Source organism: Methylobacterium fujisawaense (genome assembly GCF_014138435.1).
Taxonomy (GTDB): domain Bacteria; phylum Pseudomonadota; class Alphaproteobacteria; order Rhizobiales; family Beijerinckiaceae; genus Methylobacterium; species Methylobacterium fujisawaense.
On sequence record NZ_JACJIM010000006.1, the window covers coordinates 165,125 to 190,867 of the forward strand.

At 71.2% G+C, this 25,743-nt stretch carries 21 protein-coding genes; 12 read left to right on the top strand and 9 right to left on the bottom strand.

The window, feature by feature from the left end; genetic code table 11:
- Positions 1-58 precede the first annotated feature (58 nt).
- From GGQ91_RS19480 to GGQ91_RS19510, 7 genes are all read left to right on the top strand, one after another.
- On the top strand, positions 59-988 hold the full coding sequence (locus GGQ91_RS19480) for an AEC family transporter (protein WP_043386138.1): 930 nt from the start codon (positions 59-61) through the stop codon (positions 986-988).
- Between the two features lie 213 nt (positions 989-1,201).
- Positions 1,202-3,457, top strand: a complete 2,256-nt coding sequence (locus GGQ91_RS19485; protein WP_043759567.1) for an ATP-binding protein — start codon at positions 1,202-1,204, stop codon at positions 3,455-3,457.
- Between the two features lies 1 nt (position 3,458).
- On the top strand, positions 3,459-3,920 hold the full coding sequence (locus GGQ91_RS19490; RefSeq protein WP_043353847.1) for a response regulator: 462 nt from the start codon (positions 3,459-3,461) through the stop codon (positions 3,918-3,920).
- Positions 3,917-5,644 (top strand): hybrid sensor histidine kinase/response regulator, encoded by a 1,728-nt coding sequence (locus tag GGQ91_RS19495; RefSeq protein ID WP_043759565.1) that lies wholly within the window; start codon positions 3,917-3,919, stop codon positions 5,642-5,644. Before GGQ91_RS19490 ends, GGQ91_RS19495 begins: the two co-directional genes overlap by 4 nt.
- A gap of 201 nt (positions 5,645-5,845) precedes the next feature.
- Positions 5,846-6,976 carry an FAD-binding domain-containing protein gene (locus GGQ91_RS19500; RefSeq protein ID WP_246410811.1) on the top strand — a complete coding sequence of 377 codons (1,131 nt, stop codon included), beginning with the start codon at positions 5,846-5,848 and terminating at the stop codon, positions 6,974-6,976.
- An 88-nt stretch (positions 6,977-7,064) separates the two neighbouring features.
- Positions 7,065-7,670, top strand: a complete 606-nt coding sequence (locus GGQ91_RS19505; RefSeq protein ID WP_043759561.1) for an SOUL family heme-binding protein — start codon at positions 7,065-7,067, stop codon at positions 7,668-7,670.
- Between the two features lie 290 nt (positions 7,671-7,960).
- Positions 7,961-10,567, top strand: a complete 2,607-nt coding sequence (locus GGQ91_RS19510; RefSeq protein WP_182592672.1) for a TonB-dependent receptor — start codon at positions 7,961-7,963, stop codon at positions 10,565-10,567.
- 169 nt (positions 10,568-10,736) lie between these two features.
- Here GGQ91_RS19510 and paoC read toward each other — a convergent pair whose 3' ends face one another.
- The 6 genes from paoC to GGQ91_RS19540 form a co-directional block, all read right to left on the bottom strand.
- Positions 10,737-12,956 carry an aldehyde oxidoreductase molybdenum-binding subunit PaoC gene (gene paoC / locus GGQ91_RS19515; RefSeq protein ID WP_043759557.1) on the bottom strand — a complete coding sequence of 740 codons (2,220 nt, stop codon included), beginning with the start codon at positions 12,954-12,956 and terminating at the stop codon, positions 10,737-10,739.
- A gap of 3 nt (positions 12,957-12,959) precedes the next feature.
- A complete protein-coding gene (locus GGQ91_RS19520) occupies positions 12,960-13,910 on the bottom strand; it encodes an FAD binding domain-containing protein (RefSeq protein WP_182592673.1) in 951 nt (316 codons plus the stop codon).
- On the bottom strand, positions 13,907-14,497 hold the full coding sequence (paoA, locus tag GGQ91_RS19525) for an aldehyde dehydrogenase iron-sulfur subunit PaoA (RefSeq protein ID WP_182592674.1): 591 nt from the start codon (positions 14,495-14,497) through the stop codon (positions 13,907-13,909). The genes GGQ91_RS19520 and paoA overlap by 4 nt, the downstream gene beginning before the upstream one ends.
- Before the next feature lie 356 nt (positions 14,498-14,853).
- Positions 14,854-15,051, bottom strand: a complete 198-nt coding sequence (locus tag GGQ91_RS19530) for a hypothetical protein (protein ID WP_043353828.1) — start codon at positions 15,049-15,051, stop codon at positions 14,854-14,856.
- Positions 15,052-15,191: 140 nt separating this feature from the next.
- Positions 15,192-17,633, bottom strand: a complete 2,442-nt coding sequence (locus tag GGQ91_RS19535; protein ID WP_182592675.1) for a bifunctional diguanylate cyclase/phosphodiesterase — start codon at positions 17,631-17,633, stop codon at positions 15,192-15,194.
- A 195-nt stretch (positions 17,634-17,828) separates the two neighbouring features.
- Entirely contained in the window at positions 17,829-18,296 is a 468-nt protein-coding gene (locus GGQ91_RS19540) for an NUDIX hydrolase (RefSeq protein ID WP_246410830.1), read from the bottom strand.
- 245 nt (positions 18,297-18,541) lie between these two features.
- On the opposite strand from GGQ91_RS19540, the gene GGQ91_RS19545 reads away from it, so the two are divergent.
- A complete protein-coding gene (locus tag GGQ91_RS19545; RefSeq protein WP_043348059.1) occupies positions 18,542-19,015 on the top strand; it encodes a CYTH domain-containing protein in 474 nt (157 codons plus the stop codon).
- Positions 19,016-19,289: 274 nt separating this feature from the next.
- Here GGQ91_RS19545 and GGQ91_RS19550 read toward each other — a convergent pair whose 3' ends face one another.
- The 3 genes from GGQ91_RS19550 to GGQ91_RS19560 form a co-directional block, all read right to left on the bottom strand.
- Positions 19,290-19,928, bottom strand: a complete 639-nt coding sequence (locus GGQ91_RS19550; RefSeq protein ID WP_236961930.1) for a hypothetical protein — start codon at positions 19,926-19,928, stop codon at positions 19,290-19,292.
- Positions 19,929-20,007: 79 nt separating this feature from the next.
- Complete coding sequence (locus GGQ91_RS19555) at positions 20,008-20,274, bottom strand: hypothetical protein (RefSeq protein WP_182592677.1); 267 nt, start codon at positions 20,272-20,274, stop codon at positions 20,008-20,010.
- Positions 20,275-20,303: 29 nt separating this feature from the next.
- Positions 20,304-20,840: a PAS domain-containing protein gene (locus GGQ91_RS19560; RefSeq protein ID WP_246410813.1), complete on the bottom strand. Its 537-nt coding sequence runs from the start codon at positions 20,838-20,840 to the stop codon at positions 20,304-20,306.
- Between the two features lie 239 nt (positions 20,841-21,079).
- On the opposite strand from GGQ91_RS19560, the gene GGQ91_RS19565 reads away from it, so the two are divergent.
- The 4 genes from GGQ91_RS19565 (at position 21,080) to GGQ91_RS19580 (ending at position 25,667) form a co-directional block, all read left to right on the top strand.
- Positions 21,080-21,400 (top strand): hypothetical protein, encoded by a 321-nt coding sequence (locus GGQ91_RS19565; protein ID WP_182592678.1) that lies wholly within the window; start codon positions 21,080-21,082, stop codon positions 21,398-21,400.
- A gap of 90 nt (positions 21,401-21,490) precedes the next feature.
- Positions 21,491-23,062, top strand: coding sequence for an ABC transporter substrate-binding protein (locus GGQ91_RS19570; RefSeq protein ID WP_179697426.1), 1,572 nt, complete (start codon positions 21,491-21,493; stop codon positions 23,060-23,062).
- 539 nt (positions 23,063-23,601) lie between these two features.
- Positions 23,602-24,912, top strand: a complete 1,311-nt coding sequence (locus GGQ91_RS19575; protein ID WP_043348042.1) for an MFS transporter — start codon at positions 23,602-23,604, stop codon at positions 24,910-24,912.
- 341 nt (positions 24,913-25,253) lie between these two features.
- The gene (locus GGQ91_RS19580) at positions 25,254-25,667 is read left to right on the top strand and encodes a VOC family protein (RefSeq protein ID WP_043386105.1); all 414 of its coding nucleotides are present in this window, start codon (positions 25,254-25,256) and stop codon (positions 25,665-25,667) included.
- The last annotated feature ends 76 nt before the right edge of the window (positions 25,668-25,743 follow it).

The window sequence follows — 25,743 nt, forward strand, 5'->3', positions numbered from 1 at the left end:
GCGCCGCGGCGCACCTGACCGGCGCAGCTGAAAGCGACACCGCCTTGGACCCTCTCCCGTGACCGGCGCGGTGCTGCTCGCCCTGTTGCCGATCGTGATCCTGACCGCGCTGGGACTGGCCCTGCGGCGGCGTGGTTTCCTGGCCGAGGGCTTCTGGCCGCAGGCCGAGCGGCTGGGCTACTTCGTGCTGCTGCCGAGCCTGTTCTTCCACGGCCTCGCGACGGCGCGGATCGAGGCCGTGCCGGTCGGCGCCCTCGCGCTGACGCTGATCCTGTCGACCCTCGCCGTCGCGGTCCTCGTGATCGTCCTGAGGCCGTGCCTGAGGCTCGACGGACCGGCCTTCACCTCGGTGTTCCAGGGCAGTGTCCGCTTCAACAACTATGTCGGGGTGACGCTGGCCGCCGGATTGTTCGGGCCGCAGGGCATCGCGCTGGCGGCCATCTGCAACGCGGCGATCGTGCCCACCGTCAACATCCTCTGCGTGCTGGTCTTCGCCCGGCACGGCACGGTGCGGCTGACGCCGCGCGGCATCGCCCGGCAACTGGCCACCAACCCGCTGGTGGTGTCCTCGCTCGGCGGAATCCTGGTCCAGGGCCTCGGCCTCGGTATTCCGCCGGGGCTGGAACCGGCCCTGCGGGCCCTCGGGGCCGCGTCGCTGCCCCTCGGCCTGCTCTGCGTCGGCGCGGCGCTCGACTTCGGCACCGCCCGGCACTGGGCGGGGCCCGTGCTCGCCGCCTCGACGATGAAGTTCGTCGCCATGCCGGCGGCGACGGTTCTGGCGGCCCTGTGCCTCGGGCTGCACGGCCCGGCGCTGACCACCGCCCTGCTCTTCCAGGTCCTGCCCACCGCCTCCTCCGCCTACATCCTGGCCCGGCAGCTCGGCGGGGACGCCCCCCTGATGGCGGGGATCACGGCGGCGCAGACCGTGCTGGCCCTGGTGGCGATGCCCCTGGTCCTGATCGCCCTCGCCGCCTGGGTTCCGCTCTAGGCTCCCGGCGCGCCGCCCGGCCCCGTCGTGCGACCTGGCGTCGCGCGCGCATGGCGGATCCGGTCGCCGTGCCCTTCGGCCACCCGGCACCGGCCTCCCGCGCGGACGGTTAAGCCGCCTGTGCCAATCCTTTAGCCCTATAGGAGCGGCACGGTTCGGCTGTTAACACGCTTTAAGTTTTGCGGCCGACCCGGTGAGGAGGCGAACCCCGGCTTGAACCTACGAAGCGGCGCGGCTCAGCGTCTTGATGTGACTGCGTGCGATCGCGAGCCCATCCATATCGTCGGCAGCGTCCAGCCGCACGGATTCCTGCTCGGGCTCGACGCCCGGTCCCTCGCCATCGTCCAGGCGAGCGCCAACGCCCCAGCGGCGGCGGCGGTCGGGACCATCCTCGACGCGGCTCTGCCCGACCTTGCGGCCGTCGTCCGGCACCATCTGGCGGCGGCGGAGACCCAGGACGGGGCCCTCTATCTTCGCACCGTCACGCTGGAGACCGGCAGCGGGCGCCAAGCCTACGAGGTGGCGGCCCACCGGGTCGATGACCTTGTGGTGGTGGAACTGGAGGAGATCGACGCGGCCGCCGCCGACATCGGCGTCGACCTGCTCACCCCGCGCCTGCGCGCCTTCGTCGAACGCCTGCACACCGCCAGAACCGTCGAGGACCTCTGCCGGTTCGTCGCCGAGGATATCCGTCAGATCACCGGTCTCGACCGCGCCCTGGTCTACCGGTTCGACCGCGACTGGCACGGGACGGTGCTGGCCGAGGCCGGGAACGGCGTCCTGCCCTCCTACCTCGACCTGCGCTTCCCGGCCTCCGACATCCCCGTCCAGGCGCGCGAACTCTACCGCCGGAACCGCCTGCGCATCATCCCCGATGCCGGCTACGTCCCCGTGCCGATCCGGCCGGCCACCACGCCGTCCGGCCGGCCCCTGGACCTCAGCCAGTCGGTGCTGCGCTCGGTCTCGCCGGTCCATGTCGAGTACATGCGCAACATGGGCACGATGGCGTCCATGTCGGTGTCGATCCTCGTCGACGGCGCGCTCTGGGGCCTGATCTCCTGCCACAACCGCGCGCCCAAGCGCGTGCCCCTCCAGGCGCGCAACGCCTGCGACGTGCTCACCCAGATCTTCGCGCTGCAGCTCTCGGCCCGCGAGCGCGGCGCCCAGTCCGAGAGGCGTCTGGCCCTGGGCGCCGTGCAGGCGCGCCTCCTCGGCTTCATGGCCGAGGAGGACAGCTTCGTCGACGGCCTGCTCAACCATCCCGACGACGTCCTGGCCCTGGTGGACGCGACCGGCGCCGCGGTGGTGACGGCGGACCGCTGCCGGCTGCTCGGGGCCACGCCGACCGAGCGCGAGGTCCGTGGCCTGTACCGGTGGCTGTCCGCGCGCGAGGAGGCCGAGGAGGTCTTCGTCTCCGAAGCCCTGTCGGAGGCGTTTCCGGCGGCCGCGGCCTTCGCCGGGCGGGCGAGCGGTCTCCTGGCGGTCTCGGTCTCGAAGAAATACGCGAGTTACATCCTCTGGTTCAGACCCGAGGTCGTGCGGACGGTGAAGTGGGGCGGCAATCCCGTGAAGGCCGTCGAGCCCGATCCGGACGGCGGCCCGGACCGGCTGCACCCGCGCAAGTCGTTCGAGATCTGGAAGGAAACCGTGAAGGGCCGCTCCCTGCCCTGGTCCGACCCGGAGGTGGAGGCCGCCAAGGACCTGCGCGCCTCGGTGCTCGGCATCGTGCTGCGCCGGGCGGAGGAACTCGCCGCCATGAGCGAGGAGCTGCAGCGCACGAACAAGGAGCTGGAGGCCTTCTCGTACTCGGTCAGCCACGACCTGCGCGCGCCCTTCCGCCACATCGTCGGCTACGCGAACCTGCTCAAGACCCGCGAGGGGGCCCAACTGTCCGACAAGGGCCGGCACTACGTGGAGACGATCATCGAGGCGGCCTTCTCGGCCGGAACCCTGGTCGACAGCCTCCTCAGCTTCTCGCAGATGGGCCGGCACGCCCTGAACAAGGTCTGGGGCGACATGAACGCCCTGGTCGAGGAAGTCCGCCGCAAGGTCCTGCGCGACGTCACCCCCGACCGGACCATCCGCTGGGAGATCGCCCCGCTCGGCCGCGCCTATGCCGATCCGGTGATGCTGCGGCTCGTTCTCGAGAACCTGCTGTCGAACGCCGTGAAGTACACCCGCGACACCGCGGAGGCGGTGATCGCCGTGGGCAGCCTGCCGCCCCGGGACGGGGAGGCGGTCTACTACGTCCGCGACAACGGCGCCGGCTTCGACATGGCCTATGTCGACAAGCTGTTCGGCGTCTTCCAGCGGCTGCACCGGGTCGAGGAGTTCGAGGGCACCGGCATCGGTCTCGCCAACGTCCGGCGCATCGTCGAGCGCCACGGCGGGCGGACCTGGGCCGAGGGAACGCTCGGCCGGGGCGCCACATTCTACTTCACCCTGCCCATCCGGGAGGAGGCGCACTGAGATGGCAGGACTGAAACCCATCCTCCTGGTCGAGGACAATCCGAACGACATCGAGCTGACCCTCGCGGCCCTCGAATCGAGCCAGCTCGCCAACGAGATCGTCATCTGCCGCGACGGCGCCGAGGCCCTCGACTTCATCTACTGCCGCGGCGCCCACGAGAAGCGGCAGGCCCAGGATCCCGCCGTGGTCCTGCTCGACCTGAAGCTTCCCAAGGTCGACGGCCTGGAGGTGCTCGCCAAGATCAAGGGCGACCCGGTCACCCGCAAGACGCCCGTGGTCATGCTGACCTCGTCCCGCGAGGAGACCGACCTGGTGCGCTCCTACGACCTCGGGGTGAACGCCTTCGTGGTGAAGCCCGTGGGCTTCGAGGAGTTCTTCGCCGCGATCAAGGAGATCGGGGTGTTCTGGGCCCTCCTCAACGAGCCGCCGCCATACCGGGGAGGCTGGCCATCGAACGCGTGATCGGACGTTCCGCGGGCCCGCTGCGCATCCTGCATCTGGAGGACAGCGATCTCGACGCCGAGCTGATCGAGGCCGAGCTGGAGACGCTCGGGCATCCGGTCGAGATCGAGCGGGTGATGACGCGCGACGCCTTCGCCCGCGCGGCGGTGCCCGGCCGGTACGATCTGATCCTGGCGGACTACGTCCTGCCGACCTTCGACGGGGTGAGCGCCCTCGGCATCGCCCGGGCGCAATGCCCGGACACCCCGTTCATCTTCTGCTCGGGCACGCTGGGCGAGGACGTGGCCGTCGAGGCCCTGAAGAACGGCGCCACCGACTACGTCGTCAAGCAGCGCCTCGACCGGATGCCGCGCACCATCGTCCGGGCGCTGGCCGAGGCGCGGGCGCGCGCCGAGAAGCGCGAAGCCGAGGCTGCCCTGCAGGCGCTCAACGAGACCCTGGAGGCGCGCATCGCCGAGCGCACCCGGGAACTCGCCGCGGCGAACGACGCTCTGCAGGCTCAGATCGTCGAACGCGAACGGGCGGAGGACGCCCTGCGGCTCGCCCAGCGCCTGGACGCGGTCGGGCAGCTCACGAGCGGCGTCGCGCACGACTTCAACAACCTGCTCACGGTGATCGCCGGCAACATCGAGTTCCTGGAGCGCGCCGTCTCCGACGCCCGCTCGAAGCGCCGCCTCGACATGATGCGCGGGGCCGCCGAGCGCGCCGCCCGGCTCACGGCACAGCTCCTCGCCTTCTCCCGGCGCCAGCGCCTGGAACCCACCCCGGTCAGCCTGAACCAGACGGTCGCCTCGATGCGCGACCTGCTGCAGAGTTCGATCGGCGGCGCGGTTCGCATCGAGACCGCGCTCCAGCCCGATCTGTGGCCGGCCCTGGTCGACGCCACCCAGATCGAGCTCGTGATCCTCAACCTCGCCATCAACGCCCGCGACGCGATGGCGGTGGGCGGCCGGCTCGCCATCGAGACCGCCAATGTCAGCGTCACCGGGGCGCCGACGCGGCCCGAACAGCCGGCGCCCGGCGCCTACGTCATGGTGGCGGTGAGCGACACCGGCACCGGGATGACGCCGGACGTGCTGGCCCGGGTGTTCGAGCCGTTCTTCACCACCAAGGAGGTCGGCAAGGGGTCGGGTCTCGGGCTCGCCCAGGTCTACGGCTTCGTCAAGCAGTCCGGCGGCGGCATCCGCATCGACACGGTCGCCGGCGAGGGCACCTCGATCAAGGTCTACCTGCCCCGGGCCGCGGAGGCGAAGGGGGACGCACCCCGCAATGCCGCCGCGGCCGAGGCCGCGCGGATGCATCCGCCCGGAAGCGGCCCCCGGCTCCTGGTGGTCGACGACGACGCCGAGGTGCGCGAGGTGACGACGACCCGCCTGACCGAGGCCGGCTACGCGGTGCGCGAGGCGGCCTCCGGCCTCCAGGCCCTGGCGGCCCTCGAAGCGGATCCGGGCGTCGACCTCGTCGTGATGGATTTCGCCATGCCCGGCATGAACGGAGCCGAGACGGCTCTGGAGATCCGGAAGCGCTGGCCGACGCTGCCGGTGCTGTTCGTCACCGGCTTTGCCGACACCACCGCCCTGACGAAGGCCGGGGCCGTCGGCAGCGACGCGATCGTGCTGAAGCCGTTCCGGGTCGGCGAGCTCGAGGGTAAGGTCGCCGCCGCCCTGGCGGCCCGCCCGCCGGCGCAGCTCCGCCTGATCTCGGGCCGCGACAGGAGCGCCTGAGGCGTCCTCGACCCGGGCCGTGGCCATCGGACGGCCCGCGCCGGCGAAAGGCCGCCCCCGGCAGCCGGCGCTGCGGACCGGAGCGGGGTGTCTGACCCTGCCGGTGGTGCCGGCCTCCGGCTACACCCGCGCCCGGGCCGAGATGGGGGATCCGCGCTTTCGCGCAGCTGCCAATCGCGGCACGGGGCCTAGATCAGGGTCATGCCCCCTTCGCGCCCCATGACCCGCGCCGCCGGCCTCGAGGCCCTGGCGACATTCCTGACCGGTCCCGGCGCCGCCTACGCGGCGTCCCGGAACACGGATCGCGGCCCCGGTGCGACGCCGACGACGTCGGTTCTGTCGCCCTACCTGCGCCGCCGGCTGCTCACCGAGGAGGAGGTCGCCCGGGCCGCGCAGAGCGCCTTCGGCATCCCGGGCGCGGAGCGTTTCGTCTCCGAGGTGTTCTGGCGGACCTACTTCAAGGGCCACCTCGAAACCCATCCCGGCGCCTGGACCGGCTATCGGGAGGGTCTGGCGGCCGCACGGACGCGCCTTGCCGCCGAGCCCGGCCTGCGCCGGACCTACGAGCGGGCCGCCGCGGGGCGCACGGGCCTCGACGGCTTCGACGCCTGGGTCGGCCAGCTCGCCGAGGAGGGCTGGCTGCACAACCATGCCCGCATGTGGTTCGCCTCGATCTGGATCTTCACCCTGCGCCTGCCCTGGGAGCTGGGCGCCGACCTGTTCCTGCGCCACCTGCTCGACGGCGATCCGGCCAGCAACACCCTGTCGTGGCGGTGGGTCGCGGGCCTCCACACCCGGGGCAAGCCCTACCGCGCCCGGCGCGACAACATCCGGCAGTACACGGAGGGCCGCCACGATCCCGCCGGGCTCGACGAGGGGGCCGCGCCGCTGGAGGAGGACATGCCCCCGCGGGAGGTGCCCCTCGCCCCGGCCGACACCCCGCCGGACGGGGCGATCGCCCTGCTGCTGCACCTCGACGACCTTCATCCCGAGAGCCTTCCCCTCGGACCGGCCCGCGTGGTCCGCGTCGGCGGCCTTCTCGCCCACGCGGAGGGGGCGGTCGACCGGGTCCGCGCGGCCGACGCGGCGGCGCTGGCGGATGCCCTGACCCGGGCGCAGGCGCAGTTCGGCTGCCCGGCCATGCCCGTGCAGGACGGCTGGGCCGGCGACCTGCCCGTGGTGACGGCCTGGGCGCCGGCAGGCCCCTCGGCGGAGGTGCTGCCGCGGGATTGCCTCCGGGTCCGCCGCCCCTGGGATTCGCGGGCTTGGCCCCTCGCGAACCGCGGCTTCTTCCGCCTGCGCAGCGCCATCCCCGGCCTGATGGAGGCCTGACGCCGCAGATGGTCGGCGGCAGGCGCCCCCGACGCCATGTTCCCGGGACCGCGGGGCGACGCCCGCGCCCGCATCCGGAGCTTCCGCCATGGACAGGGTCCTGTACGTGCTCGTCACCCTCGTGGAATCGGTGCTCGGGATCTTCGGCGTGCGGGCGCTCTACGAGCAGCCCGCCTACACGGTGGTCGAGCGTCTCGACCGCGGGGTCGAGATCCGGTCCTACGCGCCGCGCCTGGCGGTCGAGACCGATTCCCGCGGCCAGGGCGACGGCGAGGCCTTCGGCCGGCTGTTCCGCTACATCACCGGTGCGAACCGGGGGGGCGACCGCATCGCCATGACCGCGCCGGTGGAGACCGGCGGGCGGCGCATCGCCATGACGGTCCCGGTGGAGCAGGACGGGGCCGGCACGATGCGCTTCTTCCTGCCGCGCGCGGTGGCGGCGGCCGGGGCGCCCGCGCCGACCGAGCCGGGGATCCGGCTGGTCGAGATCCCGGCCGAACGGATCGCGGCGTTGCGCTTCTCCGGCCGTCTCACCCCGGAGGCGCGGGCCGCACAGGCGCGCATCCTCGCCGACGTGCTGGCGGCGGCGGGACGGAGAACCGAGGGCGCGCCGTTCGTCATGGGATACGATCCCCCCTTCGCGATCCCGTTCCTGCGCAGGAACGAGGTGGCCGTCCGGCTGGCCTCCCCGTGAGCCGGAGGCGGCGACGGGGGCCGGTCCCGGCCGGCATCCCGATGGCCCGTCGCCGAACTTCCCGATTGCGTAATATTCCCGCAAGTTACTTCCAAATATGCCCGAAGATCCCGGACGATCGTTCGATGATGTTATATCTGCGCAACACTGTGCGTCATTCGATGGTCTTTTCCGGCACGGGCAGGGATTAAACAAAACGTGAATTGCGACCCGAACCCGACCCGAGATCAGTGACGCTCACGCAGCCGACGGGAAGCGGCGCGAGCCTTGAATTCAGGTTGGGGGAAGATATGCACGCCCTACGTGGCAGCTTGATCGCGTCCGTGGCCCTATTGCCCGGTGTCGCGCAGGCTCAACAAGCCGTCACCCTCGGTGAGATCAGCGTCGTCTCGACGTCGCCGGTGGGTGCGGGCGGCGGCAATTCCAGCGGCGCCCAGACCCTCGATACCCTCGCCCAGACCGCGCCGACGCTGCCGGCTCCGGCCGGCGGGGTGCGCCTGCGGGGCTCGGAGCAGCCGCTTAATAAAATCCCCAGCACCGTCGAGACCGTCACGGCGCGGCAGATCGAGATCGACCGGGGCTCCGACAACGTGATCGCCACGCTGGCGCGGCAGACGCCCGGCGTGAACCTCAACGATTCGCAGGGCAATTCGAACCGGGTCGATCTCAGCTATCGCGGCTTCACCGCCTCGTCCGTGCAGGGCGTGCCGCAGGGGCTCGCCGTCTATCAGAACGGCGTGCGCATCAACGAAGCCTTCGGCGACGTCGTCAATTTCGACCTGATCCCCCCGCAGGCGATCCAGCGGATCGACGTCGTCACCGGCAACCCGGTCTTCGGCCTCAACGCCATCGGCGGCGCGGTCAACATCCAGATGAAGAACGGCTTCACCTGGCAGGGCACCGAGATCTCGGCCTGGGGCGGCTCGGACGCGCGCACCGCCGGCTACCTCGAATACGGCAAGGTCTCCGGCCCCTGGAGCTTCTATTTCACGGGCGACGGCCTGAACGACCGCGGCTGGCGCTACCAGAGCCCGAGCACGATCGGCCGCCTCTACGCGGATCTCGGCTACCGCTCCCAGGATTCGGAGTTCCACCTGATCGGGCTCGCCGCCCGCAGCTTCTACGGCGCCGCCGCCGCGACCCCGGTGGACTTCACCCACCGCGATCCGCGGGCGATCTTCACCTACCCGCAGACCCAGACGACGCAGGTCGGCACGATCCAGCTGACCGGCCGGGTGGACATCTCGCCGACCTGGGATCTCGCCGGCAACGCCTATTACCGGCGCTTCAGCGAGAACTACGTCGACGGCAACCAGGGCAACTTCGAGAATTGCAGCAGCCGCAGCAGCTTCCGGGGCTCGCTCTGCTACCAGGACGATGCGTTCAACGTGAACGCGCCGCCCACCAGCCAGGTGGCGGCCCGCCGGGCCTACGCCAACCAGTTCGCGATCCTGGGCCTGAACAACCGGACGATCCCGTTCCTGCGGAACATCCCGTACGGCACGATCGACACGACCCTGACCGAGGCCGAGTCGTATGGTGGCTCGCTGCAGGCGGCCAACCGCGACCGGATCTTCGGCCTGAACAACGCCTTCGTGGTCGGCGGCGGCGTCGACGCCTCAACCTTCGCGTTCAAGTCGTCCAGCCAGCTGGGCGTGATCAATCCGAACCTGTCGATCACCGTCGACCCGAACAACCCGTATTACGGCACCATCCCGGGGCTCGGCACGCCGGACATCCGCACCCTCGGGGCGATCGGCCTCGCGCCCAGCTCGGTGACCGGCTCGACGCTGTATCTCGGCCTCTACGCCACCGACACGCTGGACCTCACCGACCGGCTGTCGCTGACCGGCGGCTTCCGCCTCAACTACGCCCGCATCCAGACGCGCGACCAGACCGGCTTCTCGCCGGACGTGACCGGCGTGCACGAATACACCAAGGTCAACCCGCTCGCGGGCCTGACCTACCAGTTCGACCCGGCGGTCAACCTCTACGGGAGCTATTCGGAATCGAACCGTGCCCCGACCCCGCTGGAGCTGTCCTGCTCCAGCCCGACCCAGCCCTGCCTGCTGCCCAACTCGCTGGTGGCCGATCCGCCGCTCAAGCAGGTCACCGGCCGGACCTACGAGGCCGGCTTCCGCGGGGTGATCCCGAGCTTCCTGTCGGGCGGCGCCCTGACCTACAAGGCCGGCGTCTACCGCACCGACCTGAGCAACGACCTCTATCAGGTCGCTGTCGCCGGCAATGCCGCCAGGGCCTACTACATCAACGTCCCGGCGACCCGGCGCCAGGGCATCGAGGTCGGCGCCGAATACGCCGTCACCCCCGACCTGCTGGTCTACGCCAACTACGCCCTGGTCGACGCGACCTTCCAGTTCAACGCGACCCTCTCGTCGCCCAACAACCCCCTGGCCAGCACGGGGGCGACCGGCGGTGCCGTGGGCGGCGACGTGATCCCGAACGGCGGCATCCGGGTGCGGCCGGGCGACAAGATCCCGCTCATCCCCGATCACCAGATCAAGGCGGGCTTCGAGTACAACATCACCCCGAACTGGCGCTTCGGCCTCAACGTCTCGGCCTTCTCGTCGTCCTATTTCCGCGGCGACGAATCGAACCTGAACCGCAAGTTGCCGGCCTACTACGTGATGAACCTGACGACGAAGTATCAGGTCACTAAGAACCTGGAGATCTTCGGGCTGATCACCAACCTGACGAACAACCGCTACGCCACCTTCGGCACCTTCGCCGAGACGGGGGCGGTCGCCGGCAACCTGTCGATCAACGATCCCCGGACCACGACGCTGGCGCAGCCGCTCTCGGTCTATGCCGGCCTGACCTACCGGTTCGGGGAAGATCCGGTCCCGATGGCGCCGGAGCCGATCATCCGGAAGTACTGATCCCGCCCGCGGGACCCTGACGGCACCCGTGAGCGCGACGCGGCCGGGGTGAACACCTTCACCGCGCGCGCCTGCGACGCGGACGGCCGGCCCGTGCTGGTGCGGGCCGGGCCGGCCTCCTCAGCGTCGATCCAGCCGGGGACGTCCGCCGGACGTCCCCGTTCCCCGGTCAGGCCGCGTCCGGCATCCGGTCCAGGAGCTTGTCGAGGGTGATCGGGTAGTCGCGCACGCGGATGCCGGTGGCGTTGTAGATCGCGTTCGCCACCGCGGCGGCGATCCCCGAGATCCCGAGCTCGCCCACGCCCTTCGCCTTCATGGGCGAGGACCGCGGGTCGACCTCGTCGAGGAAGATCACCTCCTGATGCGGGATGTCGGCGTGGACCGGCACCTCGTATCCGGCGAGGTCGTGGTTGGCGAAGAAGCCGCGCTTGGTGTCGACCGCCAGCTCCTCCATCAGGGCCGCCCCGGTGCCCATGACCATCCCGCCGATCACCTGGCTGCGGGCCGATTTCGGGTTGAGGATGCGACCGGCCGCGCAGACCGCCAGCATCCGCCGGACCCGGACCTCGGCGGTGTAGACGTCCACGGCGACCTCGACGAAATGCGCCCCGAAGGTCGAGACCTGCTGCTCTTTCGAGACCTTGCCGAACTCGATCGTGTCCTCCGCGACCAGCTCCCCGTCCGCGGCAGCCTGGGCGAGCGGGATCGCGCGGTTGCCCGCGCGGACCTCGCCCTCCTCGAACACCGCGTCGGTGGCGTTGAAGCCGAGCTTCTGCGCCACGGACTCCCGCAGCTTCACGCAGGCCGCATAGACGCCCGCCGTCGACGAGTTGGCGCCGAACTGGCCGCCCGAGCCCGAGGAGACCGGGAAGTCCGAGTCGCCGAGCCGCACCGCCACCTTGTCGAGGGGCACGCCCATCATCTCGGCGGCGGTCTGGGCGATGATCGTGTAGCTGCCGGTGCCGATATCGGTCATGTCGGTCTCGACCGTGACCGTGCCGTTGCCGTCCAGCCGCACCCGGGCGCCCGACTTCATCACCATGTTGTCGCGGAACGCCGCCGCCATGCCGAGGCCGACGAGCCATTGCCCGTCCCGGACCTGGCCGGGCTTCGGGTTGCGCTTGGCCCATCCGAACTTCTCGGCGCCGAGCTTGAGGCAGCCGACGAGGTCGCGGTGGGAGAAGCGCAGGTCCGGCTGGGTCGGGACGACCTGCGTGTCGTTGCGGATGCGGAACTCCACCGGGTCGAGGCCGAGCTTCTCGGCCATCTCGTCCATGGCGACCTCGAGCACGGCGAGGCCCGGGGCCTCGCCCGGCGCCCGCATGGCGTTGCCCTCGGGCAGGTCGAGGTGGGCGAGCTTCATGGCGGTGAGGCGGTTCTTCCCCGCGTAGAGGAACTTGGTCTGGTTCACCGCCGTCTCGGGATCGCCGTCCGGCAGGTTGCCGGAAGTGCTCTCATGCGCGATCGCCGTGATGGTGCCGTCCTGCGTGGCGCCGATCCGGACCCGCTGGATCGTGGCCGGCCGGTGCGTGGTGTTGTTGGCGATGAGCGGGCGCGTGAGCGCGACCTTCACGGGCCGCCCCGTCGCCTTGGCGGCCAGCGCCGCCAGCACCGCGTCGGCGCGCACGAACAGCTTGCCGCCGAAGCCGCCGCCGACATAGGGGGCGTCGAGCCGGACCTTGTCCTTCGGCAGGCCGAGCATCTTGGCGAGGCTGCCGTGGCCCCAGCCGATCATCTGGTTGGCGGTCCAGAGCGTCACCCGGTCGCCGTCCCAGGCCGCCGTCGTGGCGTGCGGCTCCATCATGGCGTGGCTCTCGTCGGCGGTCGTGTAGGCCGCGTCGAGGGTCACGGGCGCCTGCGCGAAGGCCCCCTCGAAATCGCCGACGCGCTCCTCGCCGTCGCCGCCGCTGCCCTCGCCGCTCTCGGCCGGGACCGGCTCGGCGGTCTTCGCCGCCGCCGCGAGGTCGAAGGCGCCGGCTTCCGGGGCGTACTCGACCGCGACCAGGAAGGAGGCCGCCCGGGCCTGCTCGAAGGTTTCGGCCACCACCACGGCGATCGCCTGGTGGTAGTGCTGGATCACGTCGCCGCCGAACAGGTAGGCGACGTTCATCACGCCGCGCTCGATCCGGGGCGTGTCGAGGGTGGTGACGATACCGATGACGCCGGGAGCCTGCCGGGCCGAAGCGGTGTCGATGCTGCGGACGCGGCCCTTGGCGATGGCCGAGCCGAGCACGTAGCCGTAGGCGGCCTCGGGCGCCGCGTCGTGGCGCTCGTAGGCGTAGGGGGCGGTGCCGGTGGTCTTGTACTTGCCGTCGATCCGGTCGGTGGGCTGGCCCACGACCTTGAGCCGGTCGATCGGGTTCGGGCCGGCGGGGGTGTCGAACTTCATGGCTCAGGCCCTCGCTTGGTTGAGCGCGGCGCCGAGGGTCCGCTCGGCGAGCTTCAGCTTGTAGGCGTTCTCGGGGGTGGGCTTGGCGTCGGCGAAGACCCGGTCGGTCACGGCCTTCGCGCCCTTCGGCAGGTCGGCCTCGGCCGCCGCGTCCCGCCAGGGCTTGGCGGCGACGCCGCCGAAGGCGACGTGACCCGTCCCGTCCTTGCCGAGGATGGCGGCCACCGAGACCAGCGCGTAGGCGTAGGAGGCGCGGTCGCGGACCTTGCGGTAGATATGCGTGCCCGCCACCGGCTTCGGCAGCGTCACCGCGGTGATGAGTTCGCCGGGCTTGAGGTTCGTATCCCGTTCGGGGGCGTCGCCGGGCAGGCGGTGGAACTCGGCGATCGGGATCCGGCGCTCCGTGCCCGCGGCATCGACCGTCTCGACGGTGGCGTCGAGCACCCGCATGGCCACCGCCATGTCGCCCGGATGCGTGGCGATGCAGGCGTCGCTGCCGCCGATCACCGCGAGCTGCCGGTTGACCCCGTCGAGGGCCGAGCAGCCCGAGCCGGGCCGGCGCTTATTGCAGGCCTGGGCCGTGTCGTAGAAATACGGGCAGCGGGTCCGCTGGAGCAGGTTGCCGGCGGTGGTCGCCTTGTTGCGCAGCTGGCCCGAGGCGCCGGCCAGCAGCGCCCGGCTCAGGACCCCGTAATCCTTGCGCACCCGCGGATGGGCCGCGAGGTCGGTGTTGCGTACCAGGGCGCCGATGCGCAGGCCGCCCTCCGCGGTCGGCTCCACCGTGTCGAGGCCGAGGCCGTTCACGTCCACGAGGTGGCGCGGGGTCTCGATCTGCAGCTTCATCAGGTCGAGGAGGTTGGTGCCGCCGGCGATGAACTTGGCGTCGGGCGTCCCGGCGACGGCGGCGGCGGCTTGAGCGGGCGTGCTCGGGCGCTCGTAGGTGAAGGACTTCATGCCTGCCCCCCGGCGACTTCGGTCATCGCCTCGACGATGTTGGAATAGGCGCCGCAGCGGCAGATGTTGCCGCTCATGCGCTCGCGGATCTCGGCTTCGGTGACCCGGGGCGCGGCATCGAGGTCGACGGTGACGTGGCTCGGGATGCCGGCCTTGATCTCCTCGAGGACGGCCACGCCCGAGCAGATCTGGCCCGGCGTGCAGTAGCCGCACTGGTAGCCGTCGTGCTTCACGAAGGCCGCCTGCATCGGATGGAGCTGGTCCGGCTGGCCGAGCCCCTCGATCGTGGTGATCTCGGCGCCCTGGTGCATGATCGCGAGCGTCAGGCAGGCATTGATGCGCCGCCCGTCGACGATCATCGTGCAGGCGCCGCACTGGCCATGGTCGCAGCCCTTCTTGGACCCGGTCAGGTGCAGGTGCTCGCGTGCCGCGTCGAGCAGGCTGGTGCGGGTGTCGAGGTCCAGCGTGCGCCGCTCGCCGTTCACCGTGAAGGTGACGGTGGCGAGGACCGGCACGTCGGTCCGTGCGGTGGTCTGTGAAGTCCCGGCACCCCGGTCCTGGGGCGCGGCGGCGGTAGCTCCCACCATCAAGTTTCTCTCCGGTTCAGATCACAAGGGCAGGGACGGCGCGTCTCGGTCTCCGGGCCGGCGCCGCCGCCGACGCGCGTCGGCCCATCGAAGGCGGGACACCCGGGGAAACACCGACACCCTGGATTGGCTCCAAGGTAGCGCCCACGTCCCCGATGGTCAGGGGGCGACGGGATCATCGACCCGAAAATCGCGGGCCCCGCGGTCGGGGGCCGCGGGCCCGACCGATCACGAGACGCATGCGCGCCGACCGCGGTGCGGCGCTGCGGGTGGCGCCCGGCGGCGGCCGGGGACGTTGACGCCAAACGAAAGGGCCGACCCGAAGGCCGGCCCCATCGTGCGCCCTGCGAAAATTCCTACTCGGCCGCCGTCATCTCGGGGGTGTAGTGGCCGCACCAGTCCTGGGCACCGACAATCGGCCACAATCCCTTGGACTCGGGCGCGGGCTGGCTGACCGGCGGGTTGAAGCGGCACAGGCCGGCATCGTTCTGGGCGACGGCGCCGTTGCCCTTGTGCTCGTCGAAGAACCGGCAGGTCTCGCACTTGGCGTTCATGGTCAGGCTCCTGTGAGGCCGGCGGCCGGGGCCGCCCTGGCGGGGAACGGAGAGCGTGGACCTTAGAAGTGATCCAATCTGCTGGCCCAACGTCGGACGGATCCGGCGGGTTCCCCATCGGGTAAGGCCGGCGACGGCCCTCACCCGGCCGCGGCAAGGCCCGATCCGGCGGCGACCGCCACCGCGGGAGCGCCGACCGCCGCGGCGTAGTCGGCGATCGGGCGCGGCTTGCCGAACAGGTAGCCCTGCATCTCGCCGCAGGCCTCCTCCGTGAGGAACTTCATCTGCGCGTGGGTCTCGACGCCCTCCGCGACCACGCCCATGCCGAGGCTGCGGCCGAGGCTGAGCACGGCGCGCACGATCACGGCAGCCTGCGGTCCGGTCCCGAGCTGCGCCACGAAGGAGCGGTCGATCTTCAGCTTGTCGAACGGGAAGGCCTGGAGGGTGGCGAGCGACGCGTAGCCGGTTCCGAAATCGTCCATGCTGATCCGGATGCCGTAGCCCTTCAGGCGCCGGAGGATGCCCACGGCCCGCGCCATGTCGTTGATGATGATGCTCTCGGTGACCTCCAGCTCCAGGCGGTCCGGCGACAGGCCGGTCTCTGCCAGGATGGCCAGGACGGACTCGGGCAGATCGGGCTTCTGGAACTGGCGCGGCGAGAGATTGACGGCGACCTTCAGGGGCTGCGCCCATTGCGCCGCCTCGCGGCAGGCCTCGCGCAGCACCCAGTCGCCGAGCACCACGATCAGGCCGGTTTCCTCGGCGAGCGGCACGAAGACGCTCGGCGCCACGCTGCCGCGGACCGGGTGCGTCCAGCGCAGCAGCGCCTCGAACCCGACGAGCGCCCCCGTGTAGCCGTCCACCTGCGGCTGATAGTGCAGGCTCAGGGTATCGTCGTCGAGAGCCTGCCGCAGGTCGCGTTCGAGCATCCGCCGCTCCTCGGCCTCCTCGTCCATGACGGGGGTGAAGATCCGGTACGTGCCGCGGCCCTCGGCCTTCGCCCGGTAGAGGGCGAGGTCGGCGCGGCGGTAGAGGGGCTCCGCATCCATTCCGTGCTCGGGCGCCAGCGCGATGCCGATGCTCAGGCCGACGCCGACCCGGTGCCCGGCCACGCTGAACGGGCTGTCGAACAGGGCGATGAGGCGCTCGGCCAGGGCGGCGGCCTCCGCCGCGCCCCCGTCCGAGAGCACGGCGAACTCGTCGCCTCCGAGCCGGGCCACCGCCCCGTCCCCCGCGGCGCGCCGCAGGCCGGCCGCCACGCGGCGCAGGAGTTCGTCCCCCGCTTGGTGGCCGAGGCTGTCGTTCACGCTCTTGAAGCCGTCGAGGTCGAGGTAGAGGACCGCGCAGGCGCCCCCGCGTAGGGCGATGTCGGCGAGGCTGCGCGCGAGGGTCTCGTGGAAGAGCGCCCGGTTCGGAAGGCCGGTGAGCACGTCGTGGCGCGCCAGGCGGGCCACCTCGGCCTCGGCGGCCTTCCGCTCCGTGATGTCGGTGAAGGTCCGGACGAAGCCGCCATCCGCCAGCGGCACGGTGCGGATCTCCAGCACGAGGCCGTTCGGCCGCGCCCGCTCGTGGACCTGCGTCTGCCCGGCCTCGCCGCGCTCGATCCAGGCCCGGGAGGAGCGGTCCGTGAGTCGGCGCTCGCGGCGGCTTGCCTCATGGCGCAGCACCGCCCGGTAGCTCGGCTGCGCCTGCATCATCGCCCGGGGCAGATCGAGGAGCGCCAGCGCCCGCTCGTTGCACACGCGCACCGCACCGCCCGCGTCGACCATGATCAGACCCTGGTCCATGCTGTCGAGGGTGGCGTCGAGCAGCAGGGTCTTCTCCCGCAGCATGTGGCTCTGTCGGGCCAGGGCGACGTTGATCCGGCGCAGGTGGTCCAACATCAGCGTCAGCGCCGCGAAGGCCAGGATCACGGCCATCATGGCGGCGATGCCGCCGGCCAGCACGCCGCGGGCGAGACCGAGCTGCGGGATCGCCAGGGCGGGATCCGGCACCACCCGGGCGGCCGACATGGCCAGGAAGTGCAGGACCGCGATGGCGAGGGTCAGGACGGTCGCGGCCGCGAACCGGGCCCGCGGGCCGGCGGGCCCGACATGGATGGCCATCCCCACCGCCGAGAGCAGGCAGCCCGCCGCGATCGCCGTGACGGCCAGGGCCGGGTCCCAGGTGAAATGCCCGGGCAGCCGCACGCCGGCGATGCCGAGGAAATGCATGCCGGCGATGCCGATCCCCAGCACCAGGCCGGCCCCGGCCCCCGCCCAGCGCGACGGCGTGGCCCGGGCGAGCAGGAAGGCCGCGGTGGCGGCCGCGATGGCGACCAGCAGGGAGAGCAGGGTCGTGCGCGGCTCGTAGCCGAGCACCACCCCGGGATCGTAGCCGAGCATGCCGATGAAGTGCGTGCTCCAGATCCCGGCTCCGATCGAGAAGCCCGAGGCCAGGAGCCAGATCGGCCCGTGCCTGTGGGCCTGGACGCGCTGCTCGAGCTTGAGGGCGACCGCGCAGGAGATCCAGCAGATGCAGGCCGCCAGCGCCACCACCCAGGCGGTGTGTTCCTCGGTCAGGCAAGCGAAAGCGCGATACATCGAGGTGCCCCGCCCATCTGCGATGGCTGGAACCGTAACCTGCGGATACTAATCAGAAGTTGCATAAACTGCGGTCGCGGACGGCCCGGCACCCGCGGGCGGGCGTTTCCGGCGCGATTGTCACATCCCTTCAGCGCAGCCTCTTTGCCCTATAGCCTCGCCCGGGTCGCGGCGACGAACGGGCCGCGCCGGCCTTCAACCGTGGCTTTCAACCGGCCGCACCGCGAAACCCGCCAGCAGCTCCTGGAGTTCGTCCTCGTGGACGAGGCGTGCCGCCTCTTCGGGGGGGAACCATCGCAGCGTGCGCTGATCCTGCTCCGGCCAGCGCGCATGCTGGGCTTCGACCCGCAGCGGGTAGACGCGGACCATGCAGGGGAACGCCCGGCCGTGATCGAAGCGCTTCTGATAGTGGTACCGACCGACCGGGCTCGCCGCGATCTGCCCTTTGAGACCCGCCTCCTCGAAGGCCTCCCGTTCGGCCGCCTGATGGGCCTTCCGGCCGGACATCGGCCAGCCCTTCGGAATGATCCAGCGGCCCGTATCCCGCGAGGTGATCAGCAGGATCTCGATCCGGCCCTCCGCGTCGACGCGGAACGGCAGGGCCGCCACCTGCTTGAGCGGCTTCAGCGGTTTGACATGCGCCTTCCGGAGCAGCTTCTTCAGGTTCGGCCGCTTGGATGACGTCTTCAGCGCCGACCTCGGGGATGTTGGGGGGCGGGGTTTCTGATGTTGCTTTTGCAAGGCCAAGACTCCTCGCGTTTTTACATAAGTTTAATACGATCCCAATTCAGCCCGTGCGAATCGGCACCGAGCCATGCCCGCAGCGCTGTGCTCATCCCCAGCAGCCCGCTTGTCTCGGGCCGGCTCCTCCGCGAAAGCTCCTGCGTCAAATGTCCACGAGGCACGGTATGCCGGTCGAGATCGAGCGCAAGTTCATCGCGAACCCGTCGGTTCTGGCGCTGTGCCGGGAGGGGACGCACTTCGTTCAGGGCTATCTCTTCACCGACGCCGCCAACACGATCCGGATCCGCCGCGCCGGGGCGCGCACGCTCATCACGTGGAAGAGCCCGCGCCGGGGCGCCTGCCGGGACGAGATCGAATTCGCCATCCCGCCCGAGGACGGCGCGGCGCTCCTCGCCACGGTGCCGCCCGACCGGCGGCTGGAGAAGACCCGCTACCGGGTCGTCCATGCCGGAGCGACGTGGGACGTCGACGTGTTCGGCGGGGGGCTCTCGGGCCTGATCCTGGCCGAGATCGAGCTGGAGCGCGAGGACCAGCCGGTGGTGCTGCCCCCCTGGGTCGAGGGCGAGGTCACCGGCGACGCGCGCTACCGCAACTCGCGCCTGGCCGCGGGACTGGTGCCGGAGCGGCAGGCGGCTTGACCGTCTGCGCCTCCGCCGGATCCATCGGGTTGGACAGGCGGCGTTCCAATGGGACGCCGCCAAGCGCCGGATTGCCGGGACGCGGGACGAGCCGCCCGGCGTGCCGCTCCCGGGGCTGACGGATAGAGCCGGTTTTGGACCGGATGGAGCCCGCCGGCCGAGGGCGCCGGGCCGGCTTGCGAAGCCTGTCTGCGCGGATGGCTCGAGACCTTCGGACCGTGCAGTCCCTGACGGATCCGGGCGAAGGCGCCAGGACCGGTCAGCGCAGCCTGGGTCAGCGCAGGGCCGGCGGAAGGCGCCGCTTCCAGCGTTCCCCGAGCCGCAGGTCCTTCGTTCGCCGCCCGGCCGTCGATCGCGGCGACGGACCTTGACCGGACGCGGCCGCCAGGGGGGGCGCCTCCGCGACGGGCAGGGGCGGCTCTGCGGCCGGACGCGGCGGTGCCGCCTGCACCTGGGGGGCGATGTCCTGCTCGGACGCGGGAGCCCGGGTACGGCGCGGCCGCCGCACCCGAGGTGCCGGCACGGCCTCGTCCGCCGGTTCGGCCACCGGCTCGTCCGGAATCTCGAACATGGGGACGAGGCTCGGCAGAACCCGGCGAGCCGGTGTCTCCGGCGCCTTCCGTTCCGGGCGTTGGGCCGGTGCCGCCTGAGGCACGGATGCCGGCGGCTCCATCGCGGCCTGCGCCAGTTCCGGCCATAGAGTCTTGTCCGGGCGGGAGCGCGCTTCAGTGGCAGTCAGCGATGTGCGGGCCGGACGGGTCTGCTTGACTTCGACCATGAACGGTCGCGCGCTGCGGCGCTTCATGTAAGACGATCCTTGGAAGCATTCGAGCCCGCACATCGGCGGCACGAACATATCCAGGTTAAGCCTGATCTCGGCCGTTGTCCAGAAAGACGGGCGCGTACTGATCAAATTTCTTTGTAGTTGAAATCGGCTGCCGTCATATCCAAGCGGTGAGCCGAGAAATGGAAGTCGTGTTCACCGGGGCCATTCAGGAAGGTGTTGCGTGCTGCTGCAGGAGGGGCGCCACCCGGCCGGCCCGCGTGCGGGAGCGGCGGCGGCGAGGACCAGGGTCCTTCCGGATCGGGCGGCCTGCGCCGGCGCGGAGCTCGGCCGGCGCCCGCACCCGGGCGCTGCCGTCCGTGATCGTCACCGCGGCGGTGCCGGACGCGGCGCCTTCGGCAGCCTGGAAGGCGCCCTGGATCGTCGCCGACAAAGTCATCACCTCGGCGAGAACTTGCTCATGGCCGATCGTCACGCGTGATGATCGGCGATCGATCGCCGACGTCAGTTCAGGCGCCGTCGCTGCTCCACCACGTGCCGCTGTGCCAGCCGCCGTCCCAGCGCCATCAGCAGCGCGTCCGCCTGGGCCTTCAGCACCGGATCCCCGGCGGCGACGATCGCGTCCTGCGCGGCGATGGCATGCTCGACCGCCCGGTCCAGCGGCGTCTCCCCGGCACCGGGCGTGACCTCATCGGAGAGGCCCTCGCTCGCGCGCAGCCGCGTGACATCCACCAGGATTCCGCGACCGCCGGCCGGCCGGCCCGTATGGTCGCCGAAGATGCGGCCGCGGGCCAGAACCCAGTGCGTCCGGCCGTCGATGGAGATCACCCGGTACTCGGCGATGTACGGGCTCCCCTCCGCGGCGCTGCGGCGGATCAGGCCGATGACCCGTTCGCGGTCGTCGGGATGGGTGATCCCGTCGTAGAACGCCAGCGGGAGACCCGCTTCGGCCTCGGCCGGATCGACCGTGAAGAGGCGAGCCGCGAAGGCATCGACCCGTACGCGGTCCGTGGCGGCATCCCAGTCCCAGTGTCCGATCATGTCCGCGGTCTCGCCCGCGATCGGGAACGCCCTGGAACGGTTCCGACCGGCGTGCGGCTTAGTCTTGGGCATGGCGGTGTTCGTATTCGTCCCCGATCACCTCTTATTAGGATGTCTGTCACAACCTCAAGGGATTCTTAGCGCAATTATGCAACTGTTGCTTGCTGGGCACTCGCGTGTCGGCATTCTTCTGTATTATGAATGCTCCCGCCAGCCTGCGTGCCGAAGCTTGACCGCCGATGGGACCCAAAGCACCTGATCCGGGCGGATCCTCCGGGGATGCGGCGCCGGAGGACAACCCGTTCGATCACCGGGCCCGTCCGCCCGAATCGGCGACGGGGCGGCTCCTGCAGCGGATCGCCGAAGCCCTGGCGATTCCGGCAGCCACCCTGTACGGCCCGCGCGCCGCCGAACGGGACGATGGCGGTGCCGAACGGCGCGCCGACGAGGCGGAGGCTCTCCTGTCCGCCTTCCGGCGGATCGAGGATCCCGAGCTTCGCCATCGTCTCCTGGACCTCGTGCGGAATCTCGCGGAGCGACGCGCATCGGCTCACCCATAACGCGCTTCGCCCCTGATCCGCTTCGCCCGTGACGTGCTTGGCCCGCCACGTGCTAACCTTTGCCGGGTTGCAACGCTCGGGCGAGTCGGCATGCTGAACAGACGATCCTTCATGGCCCTGTCGGGCGCCGCCCTCGCGGCCCCGGCCTTGGCGCAGGGCAGTGCCGCGCGGACGCTCAAATTCATCCCGCAGGCCGACCTTACGGTGCTCGATCCGATCTGGACGACCGCCTACGTGACCCGCAATCACGGGCTCGCCGTGTTCGACACGCTCTACGGCACCGATGCGCGCTATGCCGCCCAGCCGCAGATGGTGGCGGGCCACACGGTGGAGAACGACGACAAGCTCTGGCGCCTGACCCTGCGGCCCGGGCTCACCTTCCACGACGGCAGCCCCGTGCTCGCCCGCGACTGCGTGGCGAGCATCGCCCGCTGGGGCAAGCGCGACGCCATGGGCCAGACGCTCATGGCCTACACGGACGAACTCTCGGCCCCCGACGACCGGACGATCCAGTTCCGGCTGAAGAAGCCCTTCGCACTCCTGCCGGAGGCCCTCGGTAAGGTCGGATCCTCGATCTGCGCCATCATGCCGGAGCGGCTCGCCAAGACCGACCCGTTCACGCAGGTGACCGAGATGGTCGGCAGCGGCCCCTTCCGCTTCAAGGCGGACGAGCGCGTCGTCGGCGCCCGGGTGGTCTACGAGCGCTTTGCCGGCTACGTCCCCCGCGAGGGCGGCGAGCCGCAATGGACCTCGGGTCCGAAGCGCGTCTTCGTCGACCGGGTCGAGTGGCACGTCATTCCCGACCAAGCCACCGCCGCCTCGGCCATGCAGACCGGCGAGATGGATTGGTGGGAGCAGCCGCCGGCCGATCTCGTTCCGACCCTGGGCGGGCTCACGACGCGGATCACCGACCCGACCGGCCTGATCGGCTGCCTGCGGATGAACCAGCTTCAGCCGCCCTTCGACAACCCGGCCATCCGGCAGGTGCTGCTGAAGGTCGTCGACCAGACCGACTTCATGCAGGCGGTGACCGGCACCGATCCCAAGCTGATTCACGTGCCCACCGGGTTCTTCTGCCCCGGCCTGCCGATGGCGAGCGATGTCGGCCTCGATGTCCTCACGAGCAAGCGCGACTACGAGGCGGCCAAGACGGCGCTGGCGGCGGCGGGCTACAAGGGCGAGAAGGTGGTGCTGATGGGCGCCTCGGACTTCCCCAGCCTCAAGGCGCTCGCCGACGTGGCGGCCGACATGCTCACGCGCGCCGGCTTCAACGTCGACTATCAGGTCATGGACTGGGGCTCGGTGGTGCAGCGGCGCGCCAAGAAGGACCCGATCGCCCAGGGCGGCTGGAGCGCCTTCTGCACTTTCTGGGCGGGGCTCGACCAGGCCAACCCGGCGGTCAGCGCCTTCCTGCGCGGGACCGGGCAGAGCGCCGCGATCGGCTGGCCCACCAGCGAGAAGATCGAGGCGTTGCGGGACCAGTGGCTGGATGCTCCGGACACCGCCGCGCGCAAGCAGCTCGCGGGCGCCCTTCAGCGGCAGGCCTTCAGCGACCTGCCCTACCTGCCCCTCGGGCAATACTTCAACCAGACCTCGTACAAGCCGTCCCTGACCGGCGTGCTCGACGGCGTGCCGATGTTCTGGAACGTGAAGAAGGGGTGACGGGCGGCGGACCGCCGTCCCGACCCGGACCTGCGGCACGGCGGTCGCTCCGAACCAGACCGAGGCCCCGGCGTCGGGAGCCGCCCGCCGTGTCTCCGTCCCGGCGAGCGGCGCCGGCAACCCGGAATTGCGGGACGTCACCGAGCGTCGCGCGGCCTGGATGGCCGCCGGATGGCGCTTCGCGCCCCGCAGGTGCGGCAGCCCGGCGCGCGCGCCTGCAGGCGATCGCGGCCGGCAGCTTGGCGGACGCATACGCCGTCGGGCTTCGACAGATCCGATCCGTTGAAGCCCGATGGCGCTTCCCAGCCGCGGCGGCCGCGGGTTAAGCTGAGGTTGGCACAGGTCACAACCAGAGATGACCGGCCCGCGAGGAAGCCCGAGACGAGACGCCCGGCCCGCCGCTCACGGGGGGCCCCGCGGCGACGTCGAGCCCCGTGCGGGCCCGGCCGTAATCTGGAGCCGTGACCTGGAGCCGTGACCTGGATCGATCCGGACCCCGGGGGCCCGGCCCGAGCCCACGACACGCGCGAGGATAGGCCATGGACGACGCCGCCCTGGAACGCTCGGCGATGCGCAGGATCGGCTGGCGGCTCGTGCCGTTCCTGATCCTCGCCTACTTCGTGTCCTTCCTGGACCGCGTGAATGTCGGCTTCGCGGCGATCCAGATGAACCACGATGTCGGCCTGTCGGCGACCGTGTTCGGCTGGGGCGCCGGGATCTTCTTCCTCGGCTATTTCCTGATGGAGATCCCCAGCAACCTGATGCTGGAGCGCTTCGGGGCGCGGCTGTGGATCGCCCGGATCATGGCCACCTGGGGCCTGATCTCCGCCGCCATGGCGCTGGTGCAGGGGCCGTGGTCGTTCATCGCCCTGCGCTTCCTGCTGGGGCTCGCCGAGGCCGGCTTCTTCCCCGGCGTGATCCTCTACCTCACCTACTGGTTCCCCTCCGCCTACCGGGCGCGGATCATCGGGATCTTCATGATCTCGATCCCGATCTCGTCCTTCCTCGGCTCGCCGATCTCCGGCGCGCTGCTCAACGTGACGGGGTTCGGCCTCGCCGGCTGGCAGTGGCTGTTCATCCTCGAGGGCCTGCCGGCGGTGGTCCTGGCCGTCGCGGTCCTGTGGTTCCTGCCGGACGGGCCGCGGGAGGCGGCGTGGCTGCCGGCGGCCGAGCGGGACTGGCTGGAGCGGCAGCTCCGGTCCGAGGCGGCGCGCAACACCCGCCGCGGCGCGCCCGCGAAGCCGCCGCTCTGGGAGATCCTGCGCGACCGGCGGCTCGCCCTCTTCGCGGCGATCTATTTCGGCTCGACGGCGAGCAGCTACGGGCTGTCGTTCTGGACGCCGCAGATCGTCAAGAGCTTCGGCCTCGGCAATGTCGAGACCGGGCTCCTGAACAGCATCCCGTACGGATTCGCGTCCTTGGCCATGGTCCTCTGGGGCCGGCACAGCGACCGGACCGCCGAGCGGCGCTGGCACCTCGCGCTCTCGTTCCTGGTCCTGGCGCTGGGGCTCGCGGGCGGGACGGTCCTCTCGGGGCTCGGCCCGGTCGTGGCGGCGCTGACGGTCGCGGCGGTCGGCGTCTACATGCTCAAGGGGCCGTTCTGGGCGCTCGCGACCGAGCAGATGCCGCCCGCCACGGCGGCGGCGAGCATCGCGGCGATCAACGCGGTCGGAAATCTCGGCGGCTTCCTGGGCCCCTACCTGATCGGCGCGATCAAGGACGGGACCGGCAGCTTCACCCTGAGCCTTCTGCCCCTGGTGGCCTTCGCCTTGCTCTCGGCCGCCCTGTCACTGGTGCCGGGCCGTGCCCCGCGTCCCGACCGGGGTACGCCGCGCCCGTCGACCGTCTGAGCCCGGCGCGGCGGCGAACCGAGTCCGGGACCGGCCGGTTGGCCCTGGTGCCGCCATCGCCCGGCACGGCGCCGATCCGGACCGGATCGGGGCCCGCCGGCCGGGCGCACCGATGACCGGGAGCCGGACCCATGACGTTGGACGACGCCTTGCAGGACGCCGTCCGGGCGGAGCCGACGCGTCAGGCCGAGGCGGATCGACCGCGAGGCTCTGCCGACGGTGACCGCCGGCGCGGTCGCCGGCGGACCGCGCGGCTCGCGCGGCGTCGCGGAACATCCCCGCCGGACGATCGAGCCCGGCGGCCGGGCCGCCCGTGACCGAGATGCCGTCAGGAGATCGCCGTGCCCAAGCTCAACGCCATCCTGGAGACGGCGCTGTACGTCGCGGATCTCGACCGCGCCGAAGCCTTCTACCGCGACACAATGGGATTGCCCTGCCTCTTCACGGATTTCCGCATGCGCGCCTTCGACGTCGGCGGCCGCGGCGTCCTCCTGCTCTTCCCGGAGGGCGGGTCCCTGCAGCCGATCGAGACGCCGGGCGGGCTCATCCCGCCGCATGACGGCCGCGGCCCGGCCCATGTCGCGTTCTCGATCGACGCGGACGCCCTCGCGTCCTGGGAGGAGCATCTCGCGGCCTCCGGCGTGGCCGTCGAGGGGCGCACCCGCTGGCCGAGGGGCGGCGTCAGCGTCTACTTCCGCGACCCGGACGGGCACCTGCTCGAGCTGGCCACCCCCGGCCTCTGGAAGGGCTACTGAGACGGCGCCGGGCCGCGTCGGGGCGGCCCTCAACGCCGAAGGGGCCGCGTCCTTTCGGACGCGGCCCCTTGCGAGC

Coding starts and splice junctions, on each gene's coding strand:
- GGQ91_RS19575 (WP_043348042.1), top strand. CDS start 23,602: ATGGACGACGCCGCCCTGGAACGCTCGGCGATGCGCAGGATCGGCTGG.
- GGQ91_RS19500 (WP_246410811.1), top strand. CDS start 5,846: ATGCCCCCTTCGCGCCCCATGACCCGCGCCGCCGGCCTCGAGGCCCTG.
- GGQ91_RS19505 (WP_043759561.1), top strand. CDS start 7,065: ATGGACAGGGTCCTGTACGTGCTCGTCACCCTCGTGGAATCGGTGCTC.
- paoC (WP_043759557.1), bottom strand. CDS start 12,956: ATGAAGTTCGACACCCCCGCCGGCCCGAACCCGATCGACCGGCTCAAG.
- GGQ91_RS19490 (WP_043353847.1), top strand. CDS start 3,459: ATGGCAGGACTGAAACCCATCCTCCTGGTCGAGGACAATCCGAACGAC.
- GGQ91_RS19510 (WP_182592672.1), top strand. CDS start 7,961: ATGCACGCCCTACGTGGCAGCTTGATCGCGTCCGTGGCCCTATTGCCC.
- GGQ91_RS19545 (WP_043348059.1), top strand. CDS start 18,542: ATGCCGGTCGAGATCGAGCGCAAGTTCATCGCGAACCCGTCGGTTCTG.
- GGQ91_RS19535 (WP_182592675.1), bottom strand. CDS start 17,633: ATGTATCGCGCTTTCGCTTGCCTGACCGAGGAACACACCGCCTGGGTG.
- GGQ91_RS19560 (WP_246410813.1), bottom strand. CDS start 20,840: ATGATCGGACACTGGGACTGGGATGCCGCCACGGACCGCGTACGGGTC.
- GGQ91_RS19530 (WP_043353828.1), bottom strand. CDS start 15,051: ATGAACGCCAAGTGCGAGACCTGCCGGTTCTTCGACGAGCACAAGGGC.
- paoA (WP_182592674.1), bottom strand. CDS start 14,497: ATGGTGGGAGCTACCGCCGCCGCGCCCCAGGACCGGGGTGCCGGGACT.
- GGQ91_RS19565 (WP_182592678.1), top strand. CDS start 21,080: ATGGGACCCAAAGCACCTGATCCGGGCGGATCCTCCGGGGATGCGGCG.
- GGQ91_RS19520 (WP_182592673.1), bottom strand. CDS start 13,910: ATGAAGTCCTTCACCTACGAGCGCCCGAGCACGCCCGCTCAAGCCGCC.
- GGQ91_RS19570 (WP_179697426.1), top strand. CDS start 21,491: ATGCTGAACAGACGATCCTTCATGGCCCTGTCGGGCGCCGCCCTCGCG.